The sequence below is a fragment of the Aliiglaciecola sp. NS0011-25 genome (assembly GCF_040370605.1).
GTDB classification, from domain to species: Bacteria; Pseudomonadota; Gammaproteobacteria; order Enterobacterales; family Alteromonadaceae; genus Aliiglaciecola; species Aliiglaciecola lipolytica_A.
On record NZ_BAABWR010000021.1, the window covers coordinates 66,374 to 91,699 of the forward strand.

The 25,326-nt window shown below is 40.2% G+C and carries 31 protein-coding genes; 4 read left to right on the forward strand and 27 right to left on the reverse strand.

Annotation, left to right across the window (positions count from 1 at the left end; all coding sequences use genetic code 11):
* Positions 1–25 precede the first annotated feature (25 nt).
* On the forward strand, positions 26–952 hold the full coding sequence (locus ABWV72_RS17115; RefSeq protein WP_353371954.1) for a bestrophin family protein: 927 nt from the start codon (positions 26–28) through the stop codon (positions 950–952).
* A gap of 126 nt (positions 953–1,078) precedes the next feature.
* On the opposite strand, the gene trxC is transcribed toward ABWV72_RS17115, so the two are convergent.
* The 5 genes from trxC to ABWV72_RS17140 all read right to left on the reverse strand — a co-directional run bounded on the left by trxC (position 1,079) and on the right by ABWV72_RS17140 (position 3,725).
* A complete protein-coding gene (trxC, locus tag ABWV72_RS17120) occupies positions 1,079–1,525 on the reverse strand; it encodes a thioredoxin TrxC (RefSeq protein WP_252728962.1) in 447 nt (148 codons plus the stop codon).
* Between the two features lie 176 nt (positions 1,526–1,701).
* Entirely contained in the window at positions 1,702–2,079 is a 378-nt protein-coding gene (locus tag ABWV72_RS17125; protein WP_353371956.1) for an MliC family protein, read from the reverse strand.
* Positions 2,080–2,255: 176 nt separating this feature from the next.
* Complete coding sequence (locus ABWV72_RS17130) at positions 2,256–2,618, reverse strand: DUF4870 domain-containing protein (protein WP_216047696.1); 363 nt, start codon at positions 2,616–2,618, stop codon at positions 2,256–2,258.
* Between the two features lie 369 nt (positions 2,619–2,987).
* Positions 2,988–3,269, reverse strand: a complete 282-nt coding sequence (locus tag ABWV72_RS17135; RefSeq protein WP_216047695.1) for a hypothetical protein — start codon at positions 3,267–3,269, stop codon at positions 2,988–2,990.
* Between the two features lie 123 nt (positions 3,270–3,392).
* Positions 3,393–3,725, reverse strand: a complete 333-nt coding sequence (locus tag ABWV72_RS17140) for a hypothetical protein (protein ID WP_353371959.1) — start codon at positions 3,723–3,725, stop codon at positions 3,393–3,395.
* 233 nt (positions 3,726–3,958) lie between these two features.
* Between ABWV72_RS17140 and ABWV72_RS17145 the strand changes: the two genes are divergently transcribed.
* Complete coding sequence (locus tag ABWV72_RS17145; protein ID WP_353371961.1) at positions 3,959–4,147, forward strand: DUF6435 family protein; 189 nt, start codon at positions 3,959–3,961, stop codon at positions 4,145–4,147.
* A gap of 138 nt (positions 4,148–4,285) precedes the next feature.
* Here the strand turns inward: ABWV72_RS17145 and ABWV72_RS17150 are convergent, their stop codons facing one another.
* The 8 genes from ABWV72_RS17150 to ABWV72_RS17185 form a co-directional block, all read right to left on the reverse strand.
* Positions 4,286–4,699 carry a group II truncated hemoglobin gene (locus ABWV72_RS17150; RefSeq protein ID WP_353371963.1) on the reverse strand — a complete coding sequence of 138 codons (414 nt, stop codon included), beginning with the start codon at positions 4,697–4,699 and terminating at the stop codon, positions 4,286–4,288.
* Positions 4,700–4,844: 145 nt separating this feature from the next.
* Entirely contained in the window at positions 4,845–6,020 is a 1,176-nt protein-coding gene (locus tag ABWV72_RS17155) for an aminotransferase class I/II-fold pyridoxal phosphate-dependent enzyme (RefSeq protein WP_353371965.1), read from the reverse strand.
* A 94-nt stretch (positions 6,021–6,114) separates the two neighbouring features.
* On the reverse strand, positions 6,115–7,050 hold the full coding sequence (locus ABWV72_RS17160) for a carbon-nitrogen hydrolase family protein (protein WP_353371967.1): 936 nt from the start codon (positions 7,048–7,050) through the stop codon (positions 6,115–6,117).
* Between the two features lie 65 nt (positions 7,051–7,115).
* Positions 7,116–7,952 carry an alpha/beta hydrolase gene (locus tag ABWV72_RS17165; RefSeq protein ID WP_353371969.1) on the reverse strand — a complete coding sequence of 279 codons (837 nt, stop codon included), beginning with the start codon at positions 7,950–7,952 and terminating at the stop codon, positions 7,116–7,118.
* Between the two features lie 76 nt (positions 7,953–8,028).
* On the reverse strand, positions 8,029–8,628 hold the full coding sequence (locus tag ABWV72_RS17170; protein ID WP_353371971.1) for a pentapeptide repeat-containing protein: 600 nt from the start codon (positions 8,626–8,628) through the stop codon (positions 8,029–8,031).
* A 103-nt stretch (positions 8,629–8,731) separates the two neighbouring features.
* A complete protein-coding gene (locus ABWV72_RS17175) occupies positions 8,732–9,199 on the reverse strand; it encodes a VOC family protein (protein WP_353371973.1) in 468 nt (155 codons plus the stop codon).
* Between the two features lie 76 nt (positions 9,200–9,275).
* Positions 9,276–9,917: an NAD(P)H-binding protein gene (locus ABWV72_RS17180; RefSeq protein WP_353371975.1), complete on the reverse strand. Its 642-nt coding sequence runs from the start codon at positions 9,915–9,917 to the stop codon at positions 9,276–9,278.
* 200 nt (positions 9,918–10,117) lie between these two features.
* Positions 10,118–11,059 carry an amidohydrolase family protein gene (locus ABWV72_RS17185; RefSeq protein ID WP_353371977.1) on the reverse strand — a complete coding sequence of 314 codons (942 nt, stop codon included), beginning with the start codon at positions 11,057–11,059 and terminating at the stop codon, positions 10,118–10,120.
* A 424-nt stretch (positions 11,060–11,483) separates the two neighbouring features.
* Here ABWV72_RS17185 and ABWV72_RS17190 point away from each other — a divergent pair, with 424 nt between their 5' ends.
* Entirely contained in the window at positions 11,484–12,149 is a 666-nt protein-coding gene (locus ABWV72_RS17190) for a cupin domain-containing protein (protein WP_353371979.1), read from the forward strand.
* Between the two features lie 289 nt (positions 12,150–12,438).
* Complete coding sequence (locus ABWV72_RS17195) at positions 12,439–13,422, forward strand: GGDEF domain-containing protein (protein ID WP_303501647.1); 984 nt, start codon at positions 12,439–12,441, stop codon at positions 13,420–13,422.
* Positions 13,423–13,670: 248 nt separating this feature from the next.
* Here ABWV72_RS17195 and ABWV72_RS17200 read toward each other — a convergent pair whose 3' ends face one another.
* From ABWV72_RS17200 to ABWV72_RS17265, 14 genes are all read right to left on the reverse strand, one after another.
* Positions 13,671–14,339 carry a sulfotransferase family protein gene (locus tag ABWV72_RS17200; RefSeq protein WP_353371982.1) on the reverse strand — a complete coding sequence of 223 codons (669 nt, stop codon included), beginning with the start codon at positions 14,337–14,339 and terminating at the stop codon, positions 13,671–13,673.
* 378 nt (positions 14,340–14,717) lie between these two features.
* Positions 14,718–15,152, reverse strand: coding sequence for a hypothetical protein (locus ABWV72_RS17205; RefSeq protein WP_216047680.1), 435 nt, complete (start codon positions 15,150–15,152; stop codon positions 14,718–14,720).
* A 285-nt stretch (positions 15,153–15,437) separates the two neighbouring features.
* Positions 15,438–15,932 (reverse strand): AAA family ATPase, encoded by a 495-nt coding sequence (locus ABWV72_RS17210; protein WP_353371984.1) that lies wholly within the window; start codon positions 15,930–15,932, stop codon positions 15,438–15,440.
* 115 nt (positions 15,933–16,047) lie between these two features.
* Positions 16,048–16,623: a YdeI/OmpD-associated family protein gene (locus tag ABWV72_RS17215; RefSeq protein ID WP_353371986.1), complete on the reverse strand. Its 576-nt coding sequence runs from the start codon at positions 16,621–16,623 to the stop codon at positions 16,048–16,050.
* Between the two features lie 122 nt (positions 16,624–16,745).
* Positions 16,746–17,258: a hypothetical protein gene (locus tag ABWV72_RS17220; RefSeq protein ID WP_353371988.1), complete on the reverse strand. Its 513-nt coding sequence runs from the start codon at positions 17,256–17,258 to the stop codon at positions 16,746–16,748.
* Between the two features lie 157 nt (positions 17,259–17,415).
* Positions 17,416–17,835: a GFA family protein gene (locus ABWV72_RS17225; protein WP_353371990.1), complete on the reverse strand. Its 420-nt coding sequence runs from the start codon at positions 17,833–17,835 to the stop codon at positions 17,416–17,418.
* Positions 17,836–18,051: 216 nt separating this feature from the next.
* Positions 18,052–18,264, reverse strand: coding sequence for a cysteine-rich CWC family protein (locus tag ABWV72_RS17230; RefSeq protein ID WP_216047675.1), 213 nt, complete (start codon positions 18,262–18,264; stop codon positions 18,052–18,054).
* Between the two features lie 177 nt (positions 18,265–18,441).
* The gene (locus tag ABWV72_RS17235) at positions 18,442–19,353 is read right to left on the reverse strand and encodes a DMT family transporter (protein ID WP_353371993.1); all 912 of its coding nucleotides are present in this window, start codon (positions 19,351–19,353) and stop codon (positions 18,442–18,444) included.
* Positions 19,354–20,265: 912 nt separating this feature from the next.
* Positions 20,266–20,508, reverse strand: coding sequence for a hypothetical protein (locus ABWV72_RS17240; RefSeq protein ID WP_216047673.1), 243 nt, complete (start codon positions 20,506–20,508; stop codon positions 20,266–20,268).
* 90 nt (positions 20,509–20,598) lie between these two features.
* Positions 20,599–20,955, reverse strand: a complete 357-nt coding sequence (locus ABWV72_RS17245; protein ID WP_353371995.1) for a hypothetical protein — start codon at positions 20,953–20,955, stop codon at positions 20,599–20,601.
* A 75-nt stretch (positions 20,956–21,030) separates the two neighbouring features.
* Positions 21,031–21,429 carry a DUF6228 family protein gene (locus ABWV72_RS17250; protein ID WP_353371997.1) on the reverse strand — a complete coding sequence of 133 codons (399 nt, stop codon included), beginning with the start codon at positions 21,427–21,429 and terminating at the stop codon, positions 21,031–21,033.
* An 84-nt stretch (positions 21,430–21,513) separates the two neighbouring features.
* Positions 21,514–21,855 carry a DUF6694 family lipoprotein gene (locus ABWV72_RS17255; protein ID WP_353371999.1) on the reverse strand — a complete coding sequence of 114 codons (342 nt, stop codon included), beginning with the start codon at positions 21,853–21,855 and terminating at the stop codon, positions 21,514–21,516.
* Positions 21,856–22,130: 275 nt separating this feature from the next.
* The gene (locus ABWV72_RS17260) at positions 22,131–23,012 is read right to left on the reverse strand and encodes an alpha/beta fold hydrolase (protein WP_353372001.1); all 882 of its coding nucleotides are present in this window, start codon (positions 23,010–23,012) and stop codon (positions 22,131–22,133) included.
* A 643-nt stretch (positions 23,013–23,655) separates the two neighbouring features.
* Positions 23,656–24,966 carry an aminotransferase class V-fold PLP-dependent enzyme gene (locus tag ABWV72_RS17265; protein ID WP_353372003.1) on the reverse strand — a complete coding sequence of 437 codons (1,311 nt, stop codon included), beginning with the start codon at positions 24,964–24,966 and terminating at the stop codon, positions 23,656–23,658.
* Positions 24,967–25,326: the final 360 nt, after the last annotated feature.

Consider the following 25,326-nt stretch of genomic DNA (forward strand, 5'->3'; position numbering starts at 1 on the left):
CACAATTATTCAGTTAGAGGCTTCTATGATTATACGCGATAATCCCCATTCACTGCGCTTGTTTTTTATTATAAGGGGCTCTGTTTTACCTCTTGTCTACCTTAGAATAATTTTTATCACGCTGTTAGGCGCTGGAGTCGCGCTTGTGCAACATTTTTACCCTGCAACTTTTCCCAGCTTCACCCTCGCTCCAGTGGCGCTATTTGGTGTCGCGTTATCGTTGTTTCTTGGTTTTAGAAATAACGCAAGTTATGACCGCTGGTGGGAAGGGCGTAAACAATGGGGCAAACTTATAGTGGCATCTCGAAGCCTTTCGCGAAAGATAGTTTCTTATGTTGACGGTACGCAAAAAGAAGGTGCTGAAGTGCAAAGGTACGTTATAAACTTAATTATTGCGTTTAGCCACGCGCTGCGTCACCAATTACGTAGCACAGATCCATGGCCAGACATTACTTCTTACATAGCACAAAATGACATCCAGTTTCTGCGGGATGCTCAGAGCTTAACCGATGGAATTTTACGTTTAATTGGTGCAAAACTAGGGGAGTGTCGACGCCAAAATTTAATATCAGACTTTTTAATGCTGAAAATGGACGAGCATATGACGGCAATGGCAGATGTGCAAGCCTCTTGCGAACGCATTCAAAATACTCCATTACCCTTTGCTTACATGCTACTTGTTCAGCGTACTGCTTATTTGTACTGTTTTATTTTACCCTTCGCCATCGTTGCCTCACAAGGCTTAGTAACGCCTCTATTTAGCGCAATAATTGCGTACACATTTTTTGGATTAGATGCATTAAGCGAAGAATTAGAGGAGCCGTTTGGGGTATCAGCCAATGACCTGCCATTACATGCGATGTCGAGAACAATTGAAATAAACCTGTTGGATATTCTAGGCGAAAAAACACTTCCTAATCCTATTCAAGCCCATAACCATCGATTGGAATAGACCATCAGCCATAACAAAGCTGCAAAGTTAGGTTATTAAGGTAAACATTGCAGCTGAGAATTGGTTTGGCGTAGCCTCTGGCAATCGCCTATGGAAAATGAACAATGGAAATTAACGTTTCCATTGTTACACTGCGGGTAAGTTTTGCGCTAACCACTGTTTAAATTGAGGTTTTGGTAACGCCCCTGACAAACGCGCAACCTCCTTGCCATGATGGAATATCATTAACGTTGGAATAGAACGAATTTGATAGCCACCAGCCGTGTGCTGATTATGCTCTGTATCTAATTTTAGAAAACAGGCTTGAGTAGACATTTCACTCGCCACTTGTTCAAAAGTGGGTGCAAATTGTTTGCATGGGCCACACCATGATGCCCAGAAATCAACCACTACGGGTAAACCGTTATCGGTAATAAAACGGTTAAAATTCTGGTCGGTAGCGATAACAGGATGGTTAGAAAGCACCGGTTTTTTGCACTTCCCACATAGAGGTTTATCATCAAGCTTGGCTTTGGGAAGGCGGTTTTTCGCATTACAATGTGAACACACAATTTGAATAACTGAATCTGTCATCTTAAACCTCAATGAAAACCTACATTATTACCTTCAAACATTGAAAGTGCAGGGTTTAAGTTAATATGGGTTTCGTGCGGTTTTAATTCAAGTAGAGCAAGATTAACTATTTGCTGTATAAAGAAAAATCATTCAATTTAGATTAATGATTGCTGTGCTAATGCCTAAAAAACAGTCTACTGTTTGACGCACTCAATGGGCATCATCCTGCCAATTTCAACAGTCAGATTATCGCCTTTTCCACGAATAGTATTAGGGCCATTGCTGTAAATGAATCCCGAACCACTTTTTTGCTGAAACAACTTAATTTCATCTGAATTTCGCAACAACACTGCCACTTCTTGCTCAGTGTAAAAACGCACCCGTAAGTTCTCACCGTTGACACAACTGAAGGCCACGTCATAGTCAGGCGTTGATATATTCTGATTCGTCGTTGTAGTACATCCAGCTAATACACTCAGCTGCAGCGTGATAAAACCGACAATGACGCCCCTAAGAGTAACTCCATGTCTATGGGTAAAAGCACGATTGGCTATCGGATTAATATTTACCATGGAATACAACCTCCTTGCGGATTGCGATAAATTCTCAGCTTTAACTTTTGAGTAGGGATAATATTTTAGTTAGGTTATTAGCGCTAAAAACTCAAAGACATCAGCTGTAATGACGATATAGCCACAGACAGAATAGAGAAGCTCTCTAAGTCTTTTCTGTGGCCTGCGCGATCCGCTTATTTAATAAATTTGATACTAAGAGGGTACACCCAAACCTCTCCATTATTGGCTTTGATTGCAGCAATAATGGCAAACACTAAATTAAGTACGGCCAACACAATAAGCCCTAAAACACCGATAAATACAAACACTAAAATAGCGCACACTATCGAATAAATAAAAACACTAATCAGCCAATTAACGGTTATCTTTCCATGTACGTCAATAAGTTCATTTTTATCTTTATTGGTAGCCCACATGACGATGGGTAAGATAAAACCCAAGCCTGGTATGATAATACTAGTTAACTGACTTAAATGAATTAACATACAGTAAGTGTTTAACGGCATTCCCCAATATTCTTCTTTATTATCATTCATGTCACTCTCCTTGTATTGAGTATTTCGGGGGGCGGCAGAGCCCCATTGGATTAATTGTTAAAGTCTTTTGGTTAACTGTTTTACTATTGTCAGATATGTCATTATACAAAGCACAAATTATGTTTTAACGATAATGATATGCAGGTCGAATGGCAAAAATAGCGATGTATATAACTGACCATAAGATACCAAATTCTATAGAATATTCTACGTTTCTGCGTTTTAAATATTAGCTAGCCACAAACCCAACGAAGTACTAAAGCGGGGGTAGAGGAATAGCGCAAAAGCTCTGTACAATCACCTTGTCTGTTTATAGCCACTTTTAACTATTTAGTTACTGACACAGCACTCTTACATTTAATATTAAATTCAAAGAATGGAAACCGTTTCAATTTCCATAACAGAGTTGGCATTAGCGCGTTCGATGATTTTGACTAATGCAGATTGAATAACCTCATCAACCCTCGCATCGGTTTTGCTTGAAAAGCGCTCTTCTTGCACCTCTGCACCCTCTTCTAATAAAAATTGAACGGCAACTTCGGTAGCTTTATCGGTACTTTGACCAAAATATTCCAAGGTAATTGTTGGATAACCTTTAAACCCCTTTTTTACCTGTTTCGCAATGCGCTTTTTCGCTTTATCTACATTCATGCTAAATCCTTTATAACGCTGCAACTCATCGAAAATACAGCAGCAAAGTAAGCCACTAAATTTAGTGGCACTGTAATTACAAATATCCTGAGAGACTCGAGTTTGAACCCTTAAAATAATGGCTTAACGACATTGATTGATAACAGCTAATCCTAAATCAATATGCGCGACTAAATAACCGTACTGTTTTTTAGAAAGCGCTGCTTTTTTATATTCTTGCTTGGCGAATGCATGAGTCCAGATTTCTCCACATGGTGGATCTGGAATGCTAGTATCTATCTCAAGAAGATGTGTTTCGCTTATGCTATGCCCGTTTTTAACAATATTCTTTGCACACAGACTAAGTGCGTACTCCACCGCATACTTATCAACACTTGGTAAACCGACAAATTCAACCTCACAAGCGAGTTTTTGATTGCCTTTAGCGTCACATAAGAAAGCTGCCCCGTTGTGCATGCTGCTAGCAATGTGACGCTGAAAACGACCAACAATTTTATTAAATTCAAACTATTACCCTGTGCAATTACAGCCCGTTTAACTATTGTAGCGGCATAATCATCCATTGAATGTAAATTCAGGTTATATTGTTTTTCATCAATTTATCGGAACTTAGCCATTTTTCACACTCTAATTTATGAACTATTTGCATATTCTCACGTAAAAAAGCCAAGACAAAAAGGAACTAGTTTATGTTTTCAATATTCAAGAGCGACCCAACCAAGAAACTCAAAAAGGAGCACGCATTAAAACTAGAGCAGGCCATGCATGCCCAGCGTAAAGGTGATATACGAAGCTACTCTCAACTGACCTACGAAGCTGAGGAGATTTATAGCAAAATTCTAACCATTGAAGCATCACAGGAAAGCCTGCGGAAATAGGGTAACTCCCCCGAATAGCGCTTTAACTTTGCTTTACACATCGCATGCTTAGCTGCTGATATAGCTATCGCGAGCATAGATATCATAGCTAAGAATTCAAAGTGATAGATTTACCCCATAGCTTTTTTCGAAGGATGGTTAACCTTTAGAAACCACTCTAATTCGTTCAGCTGGAATCCTTAGTTGCTCCATCAAATACACTTTAAACGAGGCTTCATAAGGTTGTTCATCTACGGCTTTTTGCATACATAAAAGCCAAGCATCTCTTTCCTCAACGCCAACAGACAAGTGTCTGTGTGCAAAAGGAATGTTAATAGCCCCATAATGCTCGGCATACAATTTAGGACCACCAAGCCAACCGGATAAAAAATAAGTCAACTTTTTACGAGACTCCGTTAAATCATTTGAGTGCATATTTCTAATCTTTTGGGCTTCACCGAGCACAGTCATATTCTCGTAGAACGCATCGACCAGTTTAGTTATGCCAGGTAATTCACCCGCCATAAGGTAAGAGTTGTTTCCTACCCCGTACTCACGATTTTTTAAACTCATAAAAGACCTTTATTTACCCATGTTACGAACTAAAACAGCGGCTTCAGAGCCTGTTAAACGAAAAAATCAACAGAACGAGAAACTCAACAATTAAAAACTTTTCACTTGAACTGCAATTCATAATTGCCCGTTGAGACCCTTAGTTTCAAACCATCAGTTTTTTCATAAAGCCTGCGAGCCTTTGCAAGCCTTCCTCTAACTCTGATTCAGCAGAAGCAAATGATAGGCGCACAAAATGATCCCCTTGATACTCACCAAAATCATTGCCTGGCGTTAACGCCACGTGCGCCTCTTGCAATACACGTTCACAAAAATCCATCGCTGTGAACCCGGTGCGGCTGACATCAATATAAACATAAAAAGCACCGTCAGGCTGAACGGGCACCTGCAAATTACATTTTTTCAACCCCGCCAGCACCAATTCTTTGCGGGATTTAAGCGTTTCTCGACGTGACTCACAGACCGCAATAGACGCTGGAGTAAAACAGGCTAGTGCTGCTTTTTGGGCTAACGTCGATGGACAGATATAATAGTTTTGCGCCATACGCTCCATCACTGGTATCGCACGTTCAGGCACCACGCACCAGCCTAATCGCCAACCTGTCATACCGAAATACTTCGAAAAACTGTTGATGACTAACGCCTCATCATCAAATGACAAAGCCGTGACCGGTTGTGTACCCGCATTTCCATGATGCAAATTAAGATAGATTTCATCAATAATGCGCCACGCGCCGCGACTTTTTGCAAATTCACACATAGCCGCCAGTTCATCGGGTGCAACAGCGGTACCTGTAGGGTTAGACGGAGTCGCAAGCATTAAACCGCGCGTTCCTTGCTGCCAGTGTTTTTCAAGCAGCGCCATGTTCAACTGAAAACGCGACTGCGCTTGGGTTGGAACCAGTTGCACGTTACCACCAAAGCTTTTAATAAACTGACGATTACAGGGGTAGCAGGGGTCACCCATAATGACGTTATCACCTGGATCAACAAATGCCGCAGATAACAGTAACAAGGCCGCAGAAGCTCCTGCAGTAACCACAACACGATTAGGATTTAAATCAACATTGTGGGCGGTCTTATAAAAACCCGCTATGGCCTCTCGCAACTCCGGTAGTCCTAGAGCCGAGGTGTAAGGCAGTGGAGCAGTGGTTGCTAACGTTTGCATGGAGCGTAATACATCAGGTGGCGCACCAAAATCTGGCTCCCCAATGTTTAACTTAACGATATGATGGCCTTGGGCTTCTAACTCGGCAGCTTTAGCGCCAAAAGCCATAGCGAAGAAAGGGGAAATGGCTTGCGCACGTTGTGAATATTGCAATTGATAAAACTCGACTTATTGATGAAAATAATTTGCCAATTGAAGCAAAGATGAAGGTCTATTATTTTGCCATTTTTAGCCAAGCAAAACATCACTAATTGTTATTTTCAGTCTTCACAATTGTTACCGCTGGGCGAGCTTGCTCGTTAATGGTTAGTTGAAAGATATCGGGACGGGAATAGTGCCCAGCGGGATCTAAATCATATCGAGCTTTAACAATCTGGTCTAAATCAATCTCAGCACATATTAATCCCTCTTCATTGTATAAAGGGCCCGCTAGTATCTCACCCATAGGTGAAATAATCACGCTACCGCCTCTAATTAGAGGTTTATCCTTTGGCCAAGATGGATCTAGGCTGTTTTCTGCAGTCGGTGAGGATTGATATTGACAAGCACTGACTAAAAAGCAGCGTCCTTCATAAGCGATGTGTTGCATACTTGCCTGCCATATATCGCGATCGTCAACCGTTGGTGCACACCAAATTTCAATACCTTTGGCATACATTGCTGAGCGTAACAACGGCATGTAATTCTCCCAGCATATGGCCGCACCAATACGCCCTGCAGATACCTCTAACACGGGTAATGTCGAACCATCACCTTGCCCCCAGATTAACCGTTCACTAGCGGTGGGCATCAATTTACGATGCTTACTAATTTCACCTTTTTCGGTAATGAATAACGCCGTGCAATAAAGAGTTGAACCACCGCGCTCGATAATCCCTATCACGATTGACGTATTACAACTTTTTGCCAGTTCAACCAACTCTTGCACTTCCGGACCATCAATATCAATTGCTTGCTGCCAGTAATGTAAAAAGTCTTCACGCCCTTGCTCAGTTCTATATCCTACTTTAGTGCCAAAGTCAGCTCCCTTGGGGTAGCCCCCCAAAAGTGCTTCAGGCATCACTAACAAATCACATTTGGATTCTAAAATACGCTCTTTATAACCTAAGATCAGCTGTAACGTTTGCGCCGTTCCTTGCGAGGAAGAGCCAATCTGTAAAGCTGCAATAATTTTCTTTTTCATCGGGAATTCTCAACGTAATTTAAGCCAAAACTTGGATTTCTGACCGGCTGATTAAACAACTATGCTTACTCTTTTTTGCTTCTAAATATCTTATCAAATGCGTCATAAACTGCTAAATGCAAAGTGTCGCCATGACTTAGTTGCTCAAAATAATTAAAAAAAACGGCATCGTGCGAAGGTTTATTTGCTTTAACTTTTTCAAATAGCGCTTTTGCTACTCGCTCCATTATTTCACCCTCTTTCCCTACACCTATATAAATGGATTTAGGCGAACTTGAGGTTAATGCTGTGAATTTTAATAGTGACTCATCATCCCACCATAAACTCGGGCTGATAATAATATAGTTATCAAATAGATTAGGCTTTTTGAACAAAATTTCAGTGGCCAGCAATCCTCCTAATGATTGACCAATAATGGTTTTACTGGCATTTGCTCGATAATTTTTCGCAATCAATGGTTGGATTTCTGTACCGATAAACTGAATAAATTGTTCAGAGCCTCCACTTGTTGGAAAATCTTTTTGATCTAAAAGGTTATTAGAGGGGTAGGTAAAATCGCGCTTTCTATCAACATTTTCAATACCTACAACAATGCTCTCGGGGAGCTGATTTATCCAAGAAAATGAGCCAAATTGGACTAAACCGGCTAAATGAATAAAATCTTCAGAGGCAGATCCATCAAGCAGATAAATCACCGGATAATGTTTATCAATAGCCGCGTCATAGCTGCTAGGAAGATAAATGTTAAGGATTCGATTTTCATCTAAAACAAGGGAATGAAACTCGATAGTGTCACCAATCGTAAACTTACTTTTAGCCATTATTTCAAGTTTAGTCTCGGCAAGTAGATTATGGCTACCAACCAAACATAAAACCAAAATGAAAAAATTCGTAATCTTCATAGCGCTCCTAATTTACGCCTAACTAAAGTGCAAATGTACAACAAAATCTAATGTAATCTATTTTGAAAACGTTTATTCAATCAACCAATTGGATATCCAGGCTTTCCAACAGCCTTACCGCCTCAAAGCGACTAAATTTGGCGTTTTTCAGTTTGTTGCGGTGAATATCAACGTTGTAGTCAGTGGCTTCTGAAAAATCTACACCCGACAAGTTTGTATTATCAAAAAAGCTGCCTTGCAGTTCGGTATAGGTAAAGTTTGAATGACTAAGATCACCTTCTCGAAAGTCGACGTTAAGCGCCTTGCACTCCTGCAGCACTAAATCTTGTAAACAGAGTCCGTAAAACGAACTATCGTTAAGAATCGATTTGTAGAACTTAATTGGCGAGTTATATATTAACTCTGACCAAGCCGCTTTAGTCCAATCAATACCGATTAATTTTGAATCTCGAAAATAAACATCTGAAAATTGACTGTATTCAATTTTGCTATTACTTAAATTACAATCAGTAAACTCACAATCTGTAAAAACGCACCTAACAAAAGCGGTGTTGCTGAAGTTACAACGGTCAAAGGTACAGCCTTCAAACTCTTTCGAGCATATTTCTTCATCTGATAAATCTAAATCTTTAAATTTATCAGACCAATACTCATTTTTTTCTGCAAAATTTAACAAGGGATCTGTAGCTCCTGAACATACTGCGCATCAAACAAAACTTTTAACTGACACACCTCAATACTAAATGAAGTGACATGTAGGTAAGTGTTAAATCCAATTTTTAGTCTAATGCCGGCACATGCTGATCTATAAGAATTTGATTTCCATCCGGATCTTCTAGCATAAAATAGGCTGGCCCAGATGTTGATTCGTCAGCTTCTGTAAGCAATTTAATGCCCTTTGCTTTGATAATTTTTTGTAACTCACGAACATCTTTGTATTCTGGTAATTGCTTTCCATCATTATCCCAACCGGGATTAAAAGTTAGAATATTCTGTTCGAACATGTCCTGAAATAAACCGATGATTGTGCTTTCATTCTGAAGGACCAGCCAGTTTTGCGCTTGATCCCCACCACGCACTGTGAACCCTAGTTTTTCGTAAAACGCTCGGGATACCGCTATATCTTTAACAGCAAGACTGACAGAAAAGTTCCCCAATTGCATGGCAGGTTCAACCTTTGCTTCGGTTTTTTGGGGAGTCGCGACACAACCACTTAAAAACACGATCAGTAATAAAATAACTTTCATTATGCTCTCCAGATTTATGACGGATTACTCTTTCTATAGAGTGTGACTTGTTTGAGCGTTAGTTGCGTCTAAATAATCAACTAAAAAGCGCATCAAGTCGATATATCTGTTTAGCATTTCCTGAAGACAGACTAATTGAAAGCATTTTTTTAGCCACCTCATCACCAGAAATGGGACGATACCGTTTAAAGAATGGCAGCATGCATAAAGGGGGAAGAATCCAACTTGCCAAGGTTTCACCTAAACGAAAACTTTCTCGCTCGCCAATGAGCAGTGACGGTTGCAATATACTTACTCGTTTGAAAGGTAATAACCAAACAGCGTCTTCTAGTTCACCTTTCATCTTTAGATAAGGACTGATGCTTTTCCCGTTAGCACCACTAGATGAAACAAGAATATAGTGACTGACACCATTTTCAGCGGATATTTTTGCGGCTTGATACTGATATTCAAAATCAACTTTCCGTTGTTCCTGGACAGAACCGGCTTGCTTCGCGGTTGTACCAAGACATGAAAACAGAACATCACCGGTAAAAACATCAGCGTATTTTTCTAGCTCGTCAAAGTTGACGACTTGATTAACAATTTTGTTAGATTGATATTCAATGGGACGCCGCGTAACAGCAACAACCCGTTCAACGCGCTTATCTGCCGCTAATCGGTCAACCAAATTTTTTCCGACTAATCCTGTAGCCCCTATCACAATTGCAGTCTTCATTGCTTAACTTCCACTTTCTAGAATGTCAGTATTTCAGCTTAATTATTGATTACTAAGTTTACACCCTAACTCTATCCTAAGTTGCATACTTAACGAGTGCAGCCTTTACCAAAGTAATAGGAATGACAGATTTTATCGTTGATTTGAACCTTTGTTAGATAGTTCAGCAGCATCTCAGCGTAAGCGGTTTGATCCAAGCCTTAGTGCTTTTTGTCGATAGACAAGAATCTAGCAGCGTTGTCGTGAAGAATCGCGCGTTTCTGCTTTTCAGACAAAAAAGGAGCGGACTCAATCACCTCAATACTCCCCGAAATCGCGCCCCAATAATCAGAACCAAAAACGATCCTGTCTTCATGGCCTGCTTGAACAAAGGTTTTGATGGCGCTATGAATTAGAGGAGTGGGAACCAAGGTCATTGGCGATGTCTCTACCATCACATTTGGGTACTTATCTAACAACGCCAACGCCTGCTGAACAAAATCAGGGCGAAATACGTGATACAGAACTAAACGAAGTTGAGGGTGCCGAGCAAGAATTGGCTCGTAAAGTGCTGGAAACGCTAAGCTTTCATCAAAGTCCGCGCAACATCCGGCAACACGGCCTTCCGGAGGTGGTCCTGCATCGGCGTGCACCAGTACCATCAGATTATATTTAGCCGCAAGAGCATAATATGGCCACATCCGAATATCATTCGGGGCAATGCCTGCATACACGTTATACAGCTCTCCAATTGCGCCGATTCTGCCCGCCTCAGCCTCTTGACGCAGCCAATCTAGATCCGGCCAATCGCCACCATTTTCAAAACAAGGGGATAGATTTGGATCTACCCCATCTGAACAAGGAAATGCCACACTGCCTATCAAACGAGTAGGGTCAGCACTACGAATTCGCTCAACGTCAGCAGGAGAACCGCCGATAACGGCTCGAACGATGGAATGAACATTCAAGGTATCGAGCAGGTAGCGCGTTTGAGCCGCATCGGCTGTCTCGTTTGTTGTAAGTGAATACCATCGCGATGCAGTACTGCTGGGAGCAGCGTGAAGATGAACGTCAATAACTGGCGATGCAGTGGTTTGTGCAACCGTACAGCTCCAAAGCAGTAAGACACTTAAAAGTGAGAGAATGACTCTTAAATCAAACAAGTGGCTAGCGCCCTCCAAATTAAAGCTTTAACGACCAATCTAGCGTTTATCAATAACAGCATTAAATCCAATCAGTTCCGCCAGAAGTAAATTGTGACTAGTAGTAGCGGCAGAATCCGAGCTATTAATAGTGTTGTCGAAATTATTTCATCGAACATGAAAACCACGAAATAACTGGCGATTACCGGGGTTACTGAGATAGCCGTTATTGACGTTATCTGTGGACTTCAGTAACGCCGAAATCCACAGCGACAGCGCAAATCCATTAAAGCAAATCACACACATTCAACAAGAACTTGTATAATCTCGCCTTTAGCTGAGTTGTTTCAACCATTAGCCTGAGTTAGATAGTTGCTATTGAGGGTGTAGATAGCAATCTAAACATCGACAGAAAATAAACTGAGAGCCAAAGTAGGAAGTCAATATGACGACTCGTATTAACGCAGATTTTGAACAACGTATTGTGATTCGTCCGCAAGATTATCAATGGGTTGAATCGCCGATGCGAGGTGTCGAGCGTATGATGTTAGACCGAATTGGCGATGAGGTGGCTAGGGCCACCTCTATTGTAAGGTATTCTCCATTTAGTGAGTTTTCAGCACACACTCACTCTGGTGGAGAAGAGTTTTTTGTGCTCGACGGCGTTTTTGCAGATGAACATCAAGATTATCCCCAAGGCTCATATGTGCGTAACCCGATAGGAACCTCACATACACCTAAAATTGGAAAAGAAGGCGCAGTTATCTTTGTCAAACTGCATCAATTTGAGCAAACCGATGACGCACAAAAGGTGATTCATACTCCTTACCAACCATGGCATCAAGGGCTTGTCGATGGACTGACTGTCATGCCTTTACATCAATTTGGAACTGAACAAGTTGCTTTAGTTAAGTGGGCACCGAATACCCAATTTAACAGTCATCAACATTGGGGAGGTGAAGAAATTTTCGTTTTAGACGGCACCTTCCATGACGAACATGGCAGCTATCCTAAAGGCTCTTGGATGCGAAGCCCTCACTTAAGCCGCCATACTCCATTTACTAAACAAGACGGTGCATTAATTTATGTGAAAACGGGACATTTGGGATGAAGCTTTGTTAATTGTAAAAATGCGACGAAAAATTAGTTGGATAGATCAATTAGCGAGGGTAAATATCTTAATGCCGAGGGTGTCGGGCGCTCTTTTCAGTCCGATTAAATTGCTCGAGATATAATAACTGATACTTTCCCAGCAAGAATTTTAACCCTTACCCCACTCACGATTTCTTTTAAAATCAAACTAGGTTGATTATATCCAAAATAACAAATATTAAAATTTTCATGCTTGTAAACCCAGCAAACTGATAGGCATAATCTGTGGTTTTACTGCGAGTAAGCTTATGATTAATCAGCTACAGCAAAAATATCAACTGTCATTATTGTTGTTACTGGCTACTGTAGCAATATTGGGGGTTTTTCCATTTGCGGTGATTCGTTATTTTGAAGGCAATGTTACCGCTGCAGTCATAGATATGGCTCTGGTACTGGGTATGATCGCCTTTGTTGCCTATGCGTTTTACTCTAAAAAAATCCGCATGGTAAGCGCGGTGTTAGCCGTATTTATTAATGCCGGAGTTGTAGCCATTGTGAGAGCAAATGGGATTGATAGCTTTTTATGGGTTTACCCTGTGTTCGCAAGTACGTTTATGCTGCTAAAACCTGTTGAAGCCTTTGGCGTTAATTTAGTTGCAGGCGCGTCTATCGTGGCACTATCTGACATTTTAGCCACTGTTTCACTCGACTCTTATATTGTCACCATTTTGATGCTGTCACTAAGTACCTTTGTGTATGCCAGTCATAGTGCAAAACAATTTCGTTTACTCGAAACCCTGAATACGGTTGATGCGCTAACCGGTGCATTTAATCGCAGAGCCATGAGCGCAGATATAAAAGCAGCCATTTCAAATTCAGAGCGCACTGGTGCCAAGCCATTATTGGTGATCCTAGATTTAGATTACTTCAAGACGGTGAACGATAAATACGGTCATGCAGTTGGCGACGAAGTTTTAAAAAGTTTTGTTGCTATTACCAGAACCCACATTCGTCAATATGATCGGCTTTATCGGTTCGGCGGAGAAGAGTTTGTGTTACTAATTTCACAAATAAATGATCAACATCATACCTTTATTAACAACCTCAGACAGGCAATTAAGAATGCGTTAAAAACCCCAGATGGCAAAGAAATAACAGTGTCCTTTGGTGTCGCGTCTTGGCTACCTGATTCCACGGAAGACACTTGGTTGCAGCGCGCAGATGAAGCCCTTTATATAGCTAAAAGTGAAGGTCGTGATCGCGCAGTGTTCAGCGACGAATGCAGTGGATAAGCAGTAAAGCAACTTGATGTATGTTTGCACTAAACAATCGCCAAAACAGTTAACTTTTTACTAAAGTGATGAAACCAGTTGGGTTACTGGTGCAATTTGGGATGTTGATGGCGGAGTGATAGCAGGGCAAAACTAAGATAATCAGGTAACCATTCAAACATTGGTTACCTGTATTTACTAAAAGTAACATAACAGCCTATTACTGTTTTTAGCAGATTAAGTAGGTGGAATTGTTTGTCACTTCAAGATCAATCTTTATGCACTGCATGGCCGGCCGCAACCATTGCCTCTTCATCCCCAGTGCTGGCAAGCAAATTTTCTAATACCTGTTTAGTCTCATCTCGACTGTTTATACGAGGAAACTCAGTGTCTGGCACTGGAATATCGAGGAAATTACAAAGTGGTTCCCAGCCTTCACTTACCTTGTATACAAGCAACCGTTCTGGAGCAATATAGTCAATAATTTCAGCTGTGCGATTATTGAAAAAATCGATCATGTATTTTCTATCATCCATACGGTTTTCCATGATATCCCAAACCGTTTTTTGTACCATTTCCCCAAACGAACTATTTTTAATGAAACCGGCAAAGGCACTCGAATGAATAGTCTCACTGGTAGATTCAAACCATTTGTCTGCGTCACGAACGGTCAAGATAACTTTCCCTTGAGGGTAATAGTCAGCAAGTTCTTTCCAATAATTACATCCCGGATTATCAACGGTTGCAGTATATCCATTGAAAATTTTGTCCCAGTCGGCATTTCCTTCAGCCGCATTGCTCCAATCTGTTGCAGTTTTAGGATTCTTTAGTACTTCAGTCATATGGTAGCACTGCCCAAGACCCAAGGTTTCAAGTGCCACTTTTAACGACGCAGTACCAGTTCTGCCCATACCAGCACCAATTATTTTTATTGTCATATTTCAACTTTCCTTATTCACGTATTTACATCCGTATTTGCTTCACAATCCAGTAGGCTAAAACTAGCGCCCAATGCAGCAAAGCTAAGGGCTGATGTTCGCAGCACTTATTTGACAATCGGCCACTTGACCTCATTATCGCGATTTTTCAGCTATAACTGGCAGCACAATAGCACTGTACAAAAATCAACCGATAGACTAAGCCAAACTGGCAGAAAAGTGCAACTATTGTTAAATATCTGTTTGAACAGCTGTTGATGAACTCATCTGATATGAATGTATATAAGCGAAGTAAATTTGAAAAAGCGGCACGCTAATAACAAAGCGAAAAAGTATTCGTTAATTCACTGAATTGCAGAATCGGCACAAAACTACGCACTACCGCCACAATCGCTTTGTACCCAGCAAATAATAAACACCATAGACACAGCAAACGCTTGAACTAACTAACCAAAAAGCGATTGAGTTTTGATGAACCACTGGATCTGATGTCACAAAAGGCAGTAGCAAACCAGCAATACCACGAATCAAATATACAGCAGTGATTAACACTAAGGATGTTTTTAAAAGCGGTAATTTAAAGACTAAACCAGCACCAGAGAAAGCGTAAAGCCCCCAAACGAAAAGAATGGAAGCAATAACTAAGGTAGCAATTGTGGGATACGTGTCTCCCGCAGCTGCCATTTGGGCCATTCTTTCACCTGCACCAAAAAAACGATACCAATCAGGCCCGCCAAAGATACAAGCAAGATGCAACAGCGCTGCGAAAAAGCTTAAGCAGCCTGCAATAATGAGTAAGTTATTTCTTTGCATTTGAAATCCTTTTTGCATATGACCCGTCGCTAAACAGTTTAGTTATGGATAGTTAAAACATGTACTAAAACACAACTTAGCCACCGTGGCATAAGTAATTACCTGTTGAGAATCTACGGTTCTAACTTCTGGCAATGCAATATTAATAGATAGCGAGACGCTCTCTTCTGTGCCAAAGGAAATATCCTCATGAAGCACTTTTAGCAAGGCGAGTTATTATCAAAGTACTGTCATAATCAAAATGAAAACCATAGTTGAATCTTATTAAAGGCAATGTGTTAGCTGTTACTTTTCGCGGCGTTGGTCGTTCGACACATACATTGTTTTTTTCCCTTGGAAGTCTGTAAATAACTTTTCATGGGCCGCTTTCGAAAAGCTATCTGTACGAACAGTATATTGCGAAATCCAATTGATTAGCATTTCTAAATTCTTATCTTGCGCTTCTTTGGACTCATATTTATGCGGCTCCCATGGACGTTTTTTTGCATTTTCGATGCAAGCAGAGACGGGTAAATTGAGAAAAATCACTTCATCCGCTTGTTGAGTTACCAGTGCTAGCAAATCCGAATAACAACCTTCAATAACCCAACCACTATTCGCAACTAAAAATTCATTTATCAATTTACTGGATTCTAAAATAGGCAGTCGCTCTGGTGGCATAATAGGTTTCCACGCCACGGTATCAAGATCTAAATGGGCTAAATGATTACTCAACGCTAATTGTTTTGCTAAAGTTGACTTACCAGAGCCTGAATTACCAAAGATTACGAATTTACTCAAAGCTTTTCCCTTAGTGTATAAAGCCATGTTAAACGGCTAATTATAGTTGCTTAAAATCATCGGCGAAGCGAACGCAGTTATTTGTTTTGTGTCTGTTTCAGCTGCCCAATGCAACTCAAAGAGGCTTTTCCTTCTGGGCAAGCATCGTCATGTATTTGTGAAATCGTCTTTGTCTAGTTTCGGCTTTCTTCGCACTTGTTAGGCCATAGGCGATAACATAACGATTTGATTTATTAAGGGTTTCAAAAAACGCTTTGGCGATAGGCTGATGTTCTAGTGCAGCTATAAAATCTTCCGGCACTTCCATTTCACTTGCCGCATACGCATTCTCCCAACGCCCATCTGCTTTGGCAGCACGAACATGGACCAGTCCAGGTTCCATCATTCGACCTTCGTTTATCAGTCGTTCAACATGCTCAGTGTTCCTTTTAGACCAATTGCTTCGAGGGGTTCTGGGCGTGATTCGCTGAAGGTAAGATTGCCCATCAATTGATTTTTTGACACCGTCAATCCAACCCCAACATAAAATTTCCATGACCACATCGTTCCAAGTAACACTCTGAATTCCGCTGTTTTTCTTGAATATATTTACCCACAACTCACTTTCAGTTGCATGCTTCAAGTGTAGCCACTGGCGGAGTTCTTGCGGGCTAGCAAATGACATGATTTTCAATGCGTCTGGTTCTGCCATTTAAGTAAATTCTGTTGAGCATAATACTGGGTTTATCGATACAAACTTATTGCCTAAACGTGACCACGAATCAGGCCCAATGCGCCATTTTCCGTTTGGCTGCACTTGATTGATTTGGTATATCACAATTGATAGGTCACTCTCATTTCATTCAATTTAAAGGACGACTCAATGCCATTAAAATTTGTTCCACTAAAACTTAATTTAATAGTGACATCATCCGTACCCGTTATAACGTTGTAACCTGGGTTTCCTAACGAAATATTCAAAGCTTTCTCAACTTGTTTGAAAGGTTGTTCGATAAATATTTCATTATTTATGGTCAGCTCTGAAGCGTTAAATTTATTATTCATAATCACTGGCATGTCGTAGTAATGATGGGAGAATATCTGCCCAATCACAATTTCCCGCAATTGATTTCGAGAAATCAAAAGTCCAATGTTTTTACCGTAGAACAAAAATTCCCTATGTTTATTTATTCTAAAAGAACCATTGGGCTCCCCTAAAACTTCAATGACCTTATCTTTAGACGAAAGCCATTTTGCACCTAAGAATCCTTTATTGATATCAATGTTTAACTCTGTTGCGCTGGAAAATAAAGCCACAAATAAAAGTAAAAAAAACGAAGTTTTCACTAAAGTCTCCCAGATATAAAACGCGATCTATTAGCATGCAAAGCTATAGTTACGCAAAAAGTACTTCGAAGCAAAGCAAGCTTTTGCTAAAACTTACGCAGAGTTTCCTAAACTTGCTTAACATGGTGAGGTAACAGCTACGCAAATTGTTATGTCTTTAATTGTCAGATTGCCCCGGCAATTCTTCGAAGCTCGTAACATTACTCAAATTTGTTACCCAATTTGCGCAACTACCCACAAATATTTTAGCGGTAGGAAAAATTGCAACAGGGCCATCAAGACTACCTGCAGGAACGACTATGCTATCAATTTCTTGACTAATCGTTGGGACCGCCGAACCACAAATTTTACAGAAACTCTTCTGATGTAATGTATTTGGGTGTTGATAACTGACAACTTCGTTTTCACCTTGTAGCCAAGTTAGCGTGCTGGATTTAGCAAACAGGTTGGCTGCATGGGCAGAACCTGTATCCTTCTGACAGCGGCTGCAATAACATAAAAAGAACGACTGGAATTCACCGCAAAGCTCATACTTTACGCTACCGCAAAGACAAGAGCCGTTATGTTTGTTGCTCATCAATACCTCCTTATTTTCGATAACACAGTACTCAGTAATAAAAAGCAGCTGTTAGCATGCCTTACAAAGCTTAATTTACTTTAGACTTTCTGGATGAGTGCTGCCAGCAAGTTTTCTCTGCAAACACGATATGGCTCTTTATTACTTTCACTTTGTTAACAACAGTTAATTCGTCGCTTTTCAACATTCGGAGATTTCAAAATACAACTTGTCTTGCTAGTGCTCGTCTTTATGCTTAAGTGCACAGGCTTTGCAGATACAGGCTTTATTTATAGCAGCATCTACCAGCTGGGTGAATAGCTTTTCTGGAAAGCGAATATCCTCCTCCATGCACCAACAGGGCTTATTGCTATTTGATAAATTAGCGCAATAATTCGGTTTATTACATAACGGGCAATTTTCAGGACTTACATATTGATCTTTAGTCATAATCAGCCCAAGAATATGCGTCCCAACGCGCGAAAGAAATCAACAGAATGTCCTTGTTATGCATCATATTATTTGTCGTTAGCCCATGAGTTTAAATCATCTGGAATACTATAACGTTATCCAATATTGAAATTATCTTTACCACAGCGCATCGCGAATAGCGGTTGCACACCAGGGTTAATTGCTTTCGTGGATAGCGAGTGTGCGACGCTTACCTCGCCAGATAATAAAAAGACCGGACATAACAATTAAAATCGAGCCGAGCAGTATCGCAGGTGTCAGTACTTCACCAAACAGCAAAATGCCCATGGCTATACCAAACAGAAGTCGGACGTACCTAAAAGGGGTCACAGCGGATACTTCCCCTGTTTTCATGGCTTTCATCAAACAAGAATAAGCTAGCGCACCGACCACGATGCAGCCCACAAGAGCCAGTGATGCTTCGCTTTGAGGAACAACAAAAGGTGCATCGGCCCAAACGGAGTATAGCAACCCAGACACGGCTACCGACAAGAATCCATAGAAACCAAGCAGTGATGTTCCAATAGTCACAGGGGCAGCCCTACTAGCGAGATCACGACCAGCAAAACCGATCATTCCGATTATCGCAAGCAAAGATAACTCAGAGAATCCATCAGTACCGGGTTGAACGATTATTATCACCCCTAGAAGCCCCATAACAATGGCTAACCAACGGTGCCACCCCACTTTTTCACCAAAGATCATTGCAGCACCGGCAACCACAACAAGAGGTGTTGCTTGTAAGATTACCGTAGCCGTAGATAGTGGAATTAAAACGATGGCAAGTACGTAAAAAATACGTCCGGTTATCTCGAAGCCTACGCGTATTAACATTGAGCGCGATAAAACGTCTGGGATAAAAAGAGGCTCACGTTTAACGTATAGCATCCCCATATAAATCAACATGCCACCCAGACCGAACAGGATAAGCACCTCGCCAATTGGAAGCGTTTTGGTCGCCACTTTAACAAATGCGTCCTCAATAGCGAATGCGCCCATAGCCGCAACCATCCAAAGACTACCGATCAGGTTTTGCCGATTTATTTCGGTATATATAGTGCTCTCCAAGACCGCTTGCCTCCAAAGTAATTCGTTGTTAAAAGGCTTAAATTTCAATTCGTTTGCGAGAAAGTATAATTTTCTATGAAGATCGCTCTCAAATTGGCCGACTGACATAGCTCGGCCTTAGAAATTGATACTGATAGTTAGTGTGTCTGCGCTGACGTCAATTTATGCAGGACTGCTAAAGACTTGTCACAAAATCACTAAGTGTAGACTAATACATGCTAGCTATAAGACTGAACGAAGTGACGGGTGCAAGCCGATGCAATTGTTAGATGACCTATTTATCCAACCAACACAACTCATATACAAGTATTCCATTACTGATGAATTTAAGTTTATGCACTTTACTATAATCGTCCTTAGGTTGAGGTTCTACACCTATTTGTAACGTAACTGTACTTTTGGAGATTATTTCATCATTCATTATAACTATCGCTTTAGATAATGAATAAAGTCTCCTGGAAAGCATAATAAATCACCCCATAAAGGTTTATCGCAATCTGGAGTTCCTTGTCGTCAAGTTCTGCCAAATCTTTTTGTAAAAACCCTATGTTTGTTAATGGCGAACCGACACCTCGCAATTGGGTTTTAAAATAAACGTTTCGTCGATGTATGGAATGTGGAGATTAGGATTTTTAGTCGCAATTTCAATTACATATGAAACAGAAACAATAATTTGGGTACTTTCATGAAGCATAGATACCGCAGGATGAGATACATCCAAAGCTTGCTTGACGTTTTGACTTTAATAATTGGATAAATTGGATAAGTATCGACGGTACAAGGGTAGTATTCACTATACTCGTCAAGAGTAAAAATAATATAGAGATAAGAAACGTTGTTTTCAAAATCATCTCAAGATTTAATAAATTGCCGAAACAAATAGTAGAAGCAAAAAGAGTAATGTCTTTTGGTTTAAAAATTATAAACTAAGCAAAAAATCAGAAAAAATAGAGTAAAGAAAATAAAACCTTTTTTATAACCGCGATTTCTTACTTTTATCCAAAACTCTTTTTGTGCTTTTTGCTCAGCATGACTTAACAAATGTTCACAGTGAGGACACCTATTCCCAAGATACATAATTAACTGACATTTTGGACATTTTGCAGAAGGTGAAAACTCTGCCATTCCCATGATGGTTGGTTTCTCAGACTTCATTATATCTTTGCCACATAGGGCCCCACAATTTTAAGATAAGCTTGCTGGCAGTATTTATTGGAAATAGGCTGCATGCCGCCAATATTAGGCCTAGGGAACAAGTTTATTGGTTTTGCCTTTATGCCCAAAATAAATACCACCTAATCCACCTGCATAAATTAAAAATTGTTCTATACCTAAAACAGCAAAATAGTACCAACCTTGCTCATCAAGTAAGGCATTGCGCATTTGTATATCTTGCCACAAGGATATAAGACCTATCGAGTACAAAGCACCAACAAAAATGAATATTGCACTCAGCCACCATCGAATAAAACTAACTGCAATAGCGACTATAAAAATTCCAACGCCAGTGAAAAGTATCTCTATAAGACTTGGCATTTTATCCGAAACTTCGGCAAATGCAGGAAATGGTAGAGTTGTTGCTAATGGAAAAAGATATTTCATGCTACCCCTAACCCTCACAATGACGGGTAAAACCGCATGCGTTTCCCGCTGATAAGCAAAGCATATTTGATACTTTTATTCAGTCGGAACATGATTGAAAAAACGATCAGCTTGGGTCGCTAAATGTGGCAATTGTCCGAAATCAACTAAGATACTTGACCTTAATTGCCACTCTTCTGGATGTCCAAGCATATCTTTTAGCTGGAAAGAAAAACAAACCTCTCCAACAGATGAGCAAATTGCAGAGAGACTAAACTGACTTTCTATGGACTCCCATTTACGAGCTGATTTCCATGGTTTGTTAAATGCAGCCAACTCATTTAAAAAATTTAGCAGCCCCTTTTCATCTGTATATGTGCAAACGCGAACGGATGCACAAGCAACTCCAGATGAATGGACGATAAAATAATCATGCTCAGGATGAGTGAACCTGAGCGAGTTAGCTGAAACTGATGAATCTATCGAAAATTCCATTTTCCCTTGAGCACCTAATGTTTTAAAACACAAAAAGATTGGTATCTAAGCGGCGGAGGCAACCAATGTTTTGCCTTATTATAGTTATTTTGAAAACAGCCTAACTTTTGTTGGTGAGGATTTTGCCAACTCTAATACTTCGTTGTAATTTAACCCGTCAATTTTTTTACCAATAATGAAATAGTTGATTTCGTTAGTCATTGTAGGGTCTCCCTCTATGTCATAAAAACTTTTGACATCTGAAAACTGTATCGCCATCAAAGCCATTAGAAACTCAACTTCCTCTGCACGTTTTAGACGTTTGCTTACGTACAAAATTCCCTGCTTCGTTGATTCAATTGTTGAGCCATCAAATACATAATCTCTTTTTATGCTTGCGCAGCCGCTAACAATAATAATGAGTACAGCACAAAAAATATGTTTCATCGAATCTCCTTATAAATATTGTAACTTCCCTTGAGCCTACTTTTTTAGGTGTTGATATCTAATTTACTTGGTTGCGCTATATGCCTACACCCGATGGTTTATCAATAACACCTAAAAAGAGCGCTGTGAGAATAAACATAACATACTTTTTATCGGTCTCGAAATGCACAGAAAACTTGTTGATTTGAGCACGAGCGCCTCGTAAGTGAAGTGATTTACAATTCAAAACAACACACTAAGGACTTAACTTAGTGTGTTGGTGTTGCGGGTTAAAATCATAAATTCGATTTAAGAAACAACTCAATTTGACTGAGCATCCACTCAGGTTCGTCAGCCATCACGAAGTGCTTAGCGGTTGGGGCATAGGCCATGTGCTTAAATTCTTCCGGAATATTAGCCAGTTGCGTGACGTAATTGTTTTTTGTAGCAGCATAACTTACATAAGGCGCTGCTTGTGCCGGTGCGCCAATTGTAAGCACGGGGCGTTCTATTTCATTGAGCTTATCTCTGAGATCTAATTGCATCAATTCACCGAATGCCCGTCCCGATGTCATTGGGTCTGAAGTCATCATCTCATTTAGCATTTGTGAGTGCCAAGCTTCATTATTCGCCATCGATTTGACCATGATTTTAGGATCAAATGAACGTGGTGTTTCGCCACTTGGTGCTTGCTGATTAGCAAATAAAGCCCCAAGTGCTGGTAGTCCATCAACATTCACAATTGCTGATATTTGAGGATGTTTTTCTGTTGCCAACCACAAAGCTAAAGTTCCGCCAAGAGAGTGACCGACAATCACAACGTCTTCTAATTTATTTGTGCGGATATAGTCTAAAATCGCATTCTTTTGAAATTCAAGATAGTTAGCGCCAACGGTTTCTGGTGCGGCGGCTTTTACCCCGGAAAATCCAGCTAAAGTAAGGGCATGAAGTTGATAACGATCAGAAAAGTGCTCAATGGTATCTGTCCATACAGCAGCGGAAGAAGAGACCCCAGGAATCAAAATGATAGGCTTACCCGCTCCGGATACCACTGCATTAAATGCTTCATATTGATGAGTAATTTTAACTGACGGTTTGCTGCTTTGTGCGCTGACATAGCCTGAACTAACTGAGCTAATTAAACATAGTGATAAAGCCAAAATTTTCGTTATTTTCATTGTTGTTCCCCAAATTTGTTTGAGGTTTAACTTTATCCCTATCGCAAAAATTAGGTCAGTGTGTTTTGTCATTCATTCACGATGACAAATGTCACTAATTTTTGAGACACCTAATTTTTGAGACACCCATTCTTTTACCATGACACCCATCATTTTCTTACTGAGACACCCATAGTAATAAGCCCTCATTCGCTGGTTTATTCAGAACGGTAGAATAATGTGAATGTTGCTAATTTGGGGTTTGAATTTAATATTTTCTTACTATGACACCCATAGTAATAAGTCCTCATTTTCTGGTTTATTCAGAACGGTAGAATCATGTGAATATTGTTAATTTGGGGTTTGAATTTAAAGTTTTCGGAGGTTTTTGAATTGCTATGTCTTTATTTAGATATATATCAGATTTAACGCATATTATTGGCAGCAAGAACTGCCCACCTTGCAGGACTATTTGGATAGTACTTATTAAGACACCCATTATTACCAAAATAAAAAACAATATGTACACTTTGAAAATAAAGCGCCTTCAGAGGTGATATAGAGGTAAAGCACTTTGTTAATTTTTATATAAATCTACTGCGTAATAAAAATTACTAAAGATGGGTGTCTTCTTTATTTTTTCTTTATTTTTAAAAGAAGTTTTTCATCCCATAGCACTAATTTCAGCTAAGGCTGTTTCAATTTCTTGTTCATTATTAAGTAATGAAGGTGCAAATCGGGCGTAGCTTTTCCGATAAGGAGTACTACTCATGATTATGCCTTTTTTATGCATTCTTTTTACTACTGTTTCAGGATCTATTCCATCTACGTCAAAGCAGACTAAACCCGATGAAAGCGCGCTACTCTCAGGTGTATACAAGGTAACATGAGGCATTTTTGCTAGTCCGACTTTGGTTTGCTGGTTTAATTGATGGATGCGGTTTTGTACATTTTCTTTGCCTAATTGCAAATGCAATTTAAAGGCCTCGGGTAACGCCCAGCGGTGCTCAAACGAGTGGAAACCACCCGGTGACATGTGTTCGCCCACTGGCACATTTCGTGGTTTCACCAATCCCATCCAAACATCGTACGATGCACTAAAGCTAGGAATAACCGCTTCAGCCTGATTCCAAGCTTTATCGTTTCCCCAAATAACACCAGTTCCTCTAGGACCAAAAATCCATTTATGCGTACCAGCAATGAAAAAATCACAGCCAAGTTCGCTCACATCTTGATTTTCAATCCCAAATCCATGAACTCCATCCACACAAAATAAGATTTGTTGAGCTGACTTACGCGTTTTATTAATTCGAGCAATCTCATCGGCCATTTCTCGTATAGGGAGTTTAACGCCGGTCGACGAATGAACCCATGTGGCGGCAAAAACTCGGGTGTTAACATTTATTGCTTCTTTTAAGCGGGCAACAACTTCCTTAACATTCACTTTTGCTGGATTATCATAAAGAGCAATACGCTGGATTTTAATACCGCTTCGATTTGCCCTATGAACCAATGACATATCCGTTGAATAATGATCATGAACTGTTTGCAAAATTTCTTCACCGGCTTGTAACTTTAATCCACTGTAAACCATGGCAAGCCCCATAGTGGTACTGTCGGTTAGGGCGATATTCTCCCCTTTACCGCCCATATATTGAGCCGCACTATTTGAAATTTCACTATCGATAGTTAGGAAGTTTTCGTGCCAGTAATCAGAAGGGTTTTCATCAAAAGCTCGTCGATGTTTTTCGATAGCATCAGCTACAGGCTTTGGGTGCGAAGCCAACAAAAAAGTCGATAACTGTATGTAGTCGTGAGTCAGTGGAAACAATTTTCGCAATGCACGCCAATCACCGGTTCGAACTGTTGAAACACCCATACCAGTGCTTGAAGAATGTGCTAGCACAGCTCCAGGGGCCAACATACTCGCTCCAATCCCAAAACCTAAACTATTCAAAAATTCCCGTCGTTGCATCTCTATCTCCTTTTTAATTTAGATAATATTTTCGATCCTGAATTTAAATAAACGAAAGCAACTAGTTGGGTTAAGTGCAATGACAACTAATATCGTTAAAAATCTCATATTAAGGGAAATTAAGTATAGTCCATTTTTGACATAGCGACTTTAATGGGTAACACAGTGAAAACACGTGCATTAACCCTTTGCTAATATGCAAGAGTGACGTATTACTTTATCGATTTATTGGCAGTTTGAAGCATCAAAATTGCGTCAATGCCCCAACCTCAAGTAACTATTAAGAAGTGTCTATTAAGACACCCAAAATAAAGTGCCTAATGCCGATTAAGACATCCAAATTATTAAGTCCCTTTAATC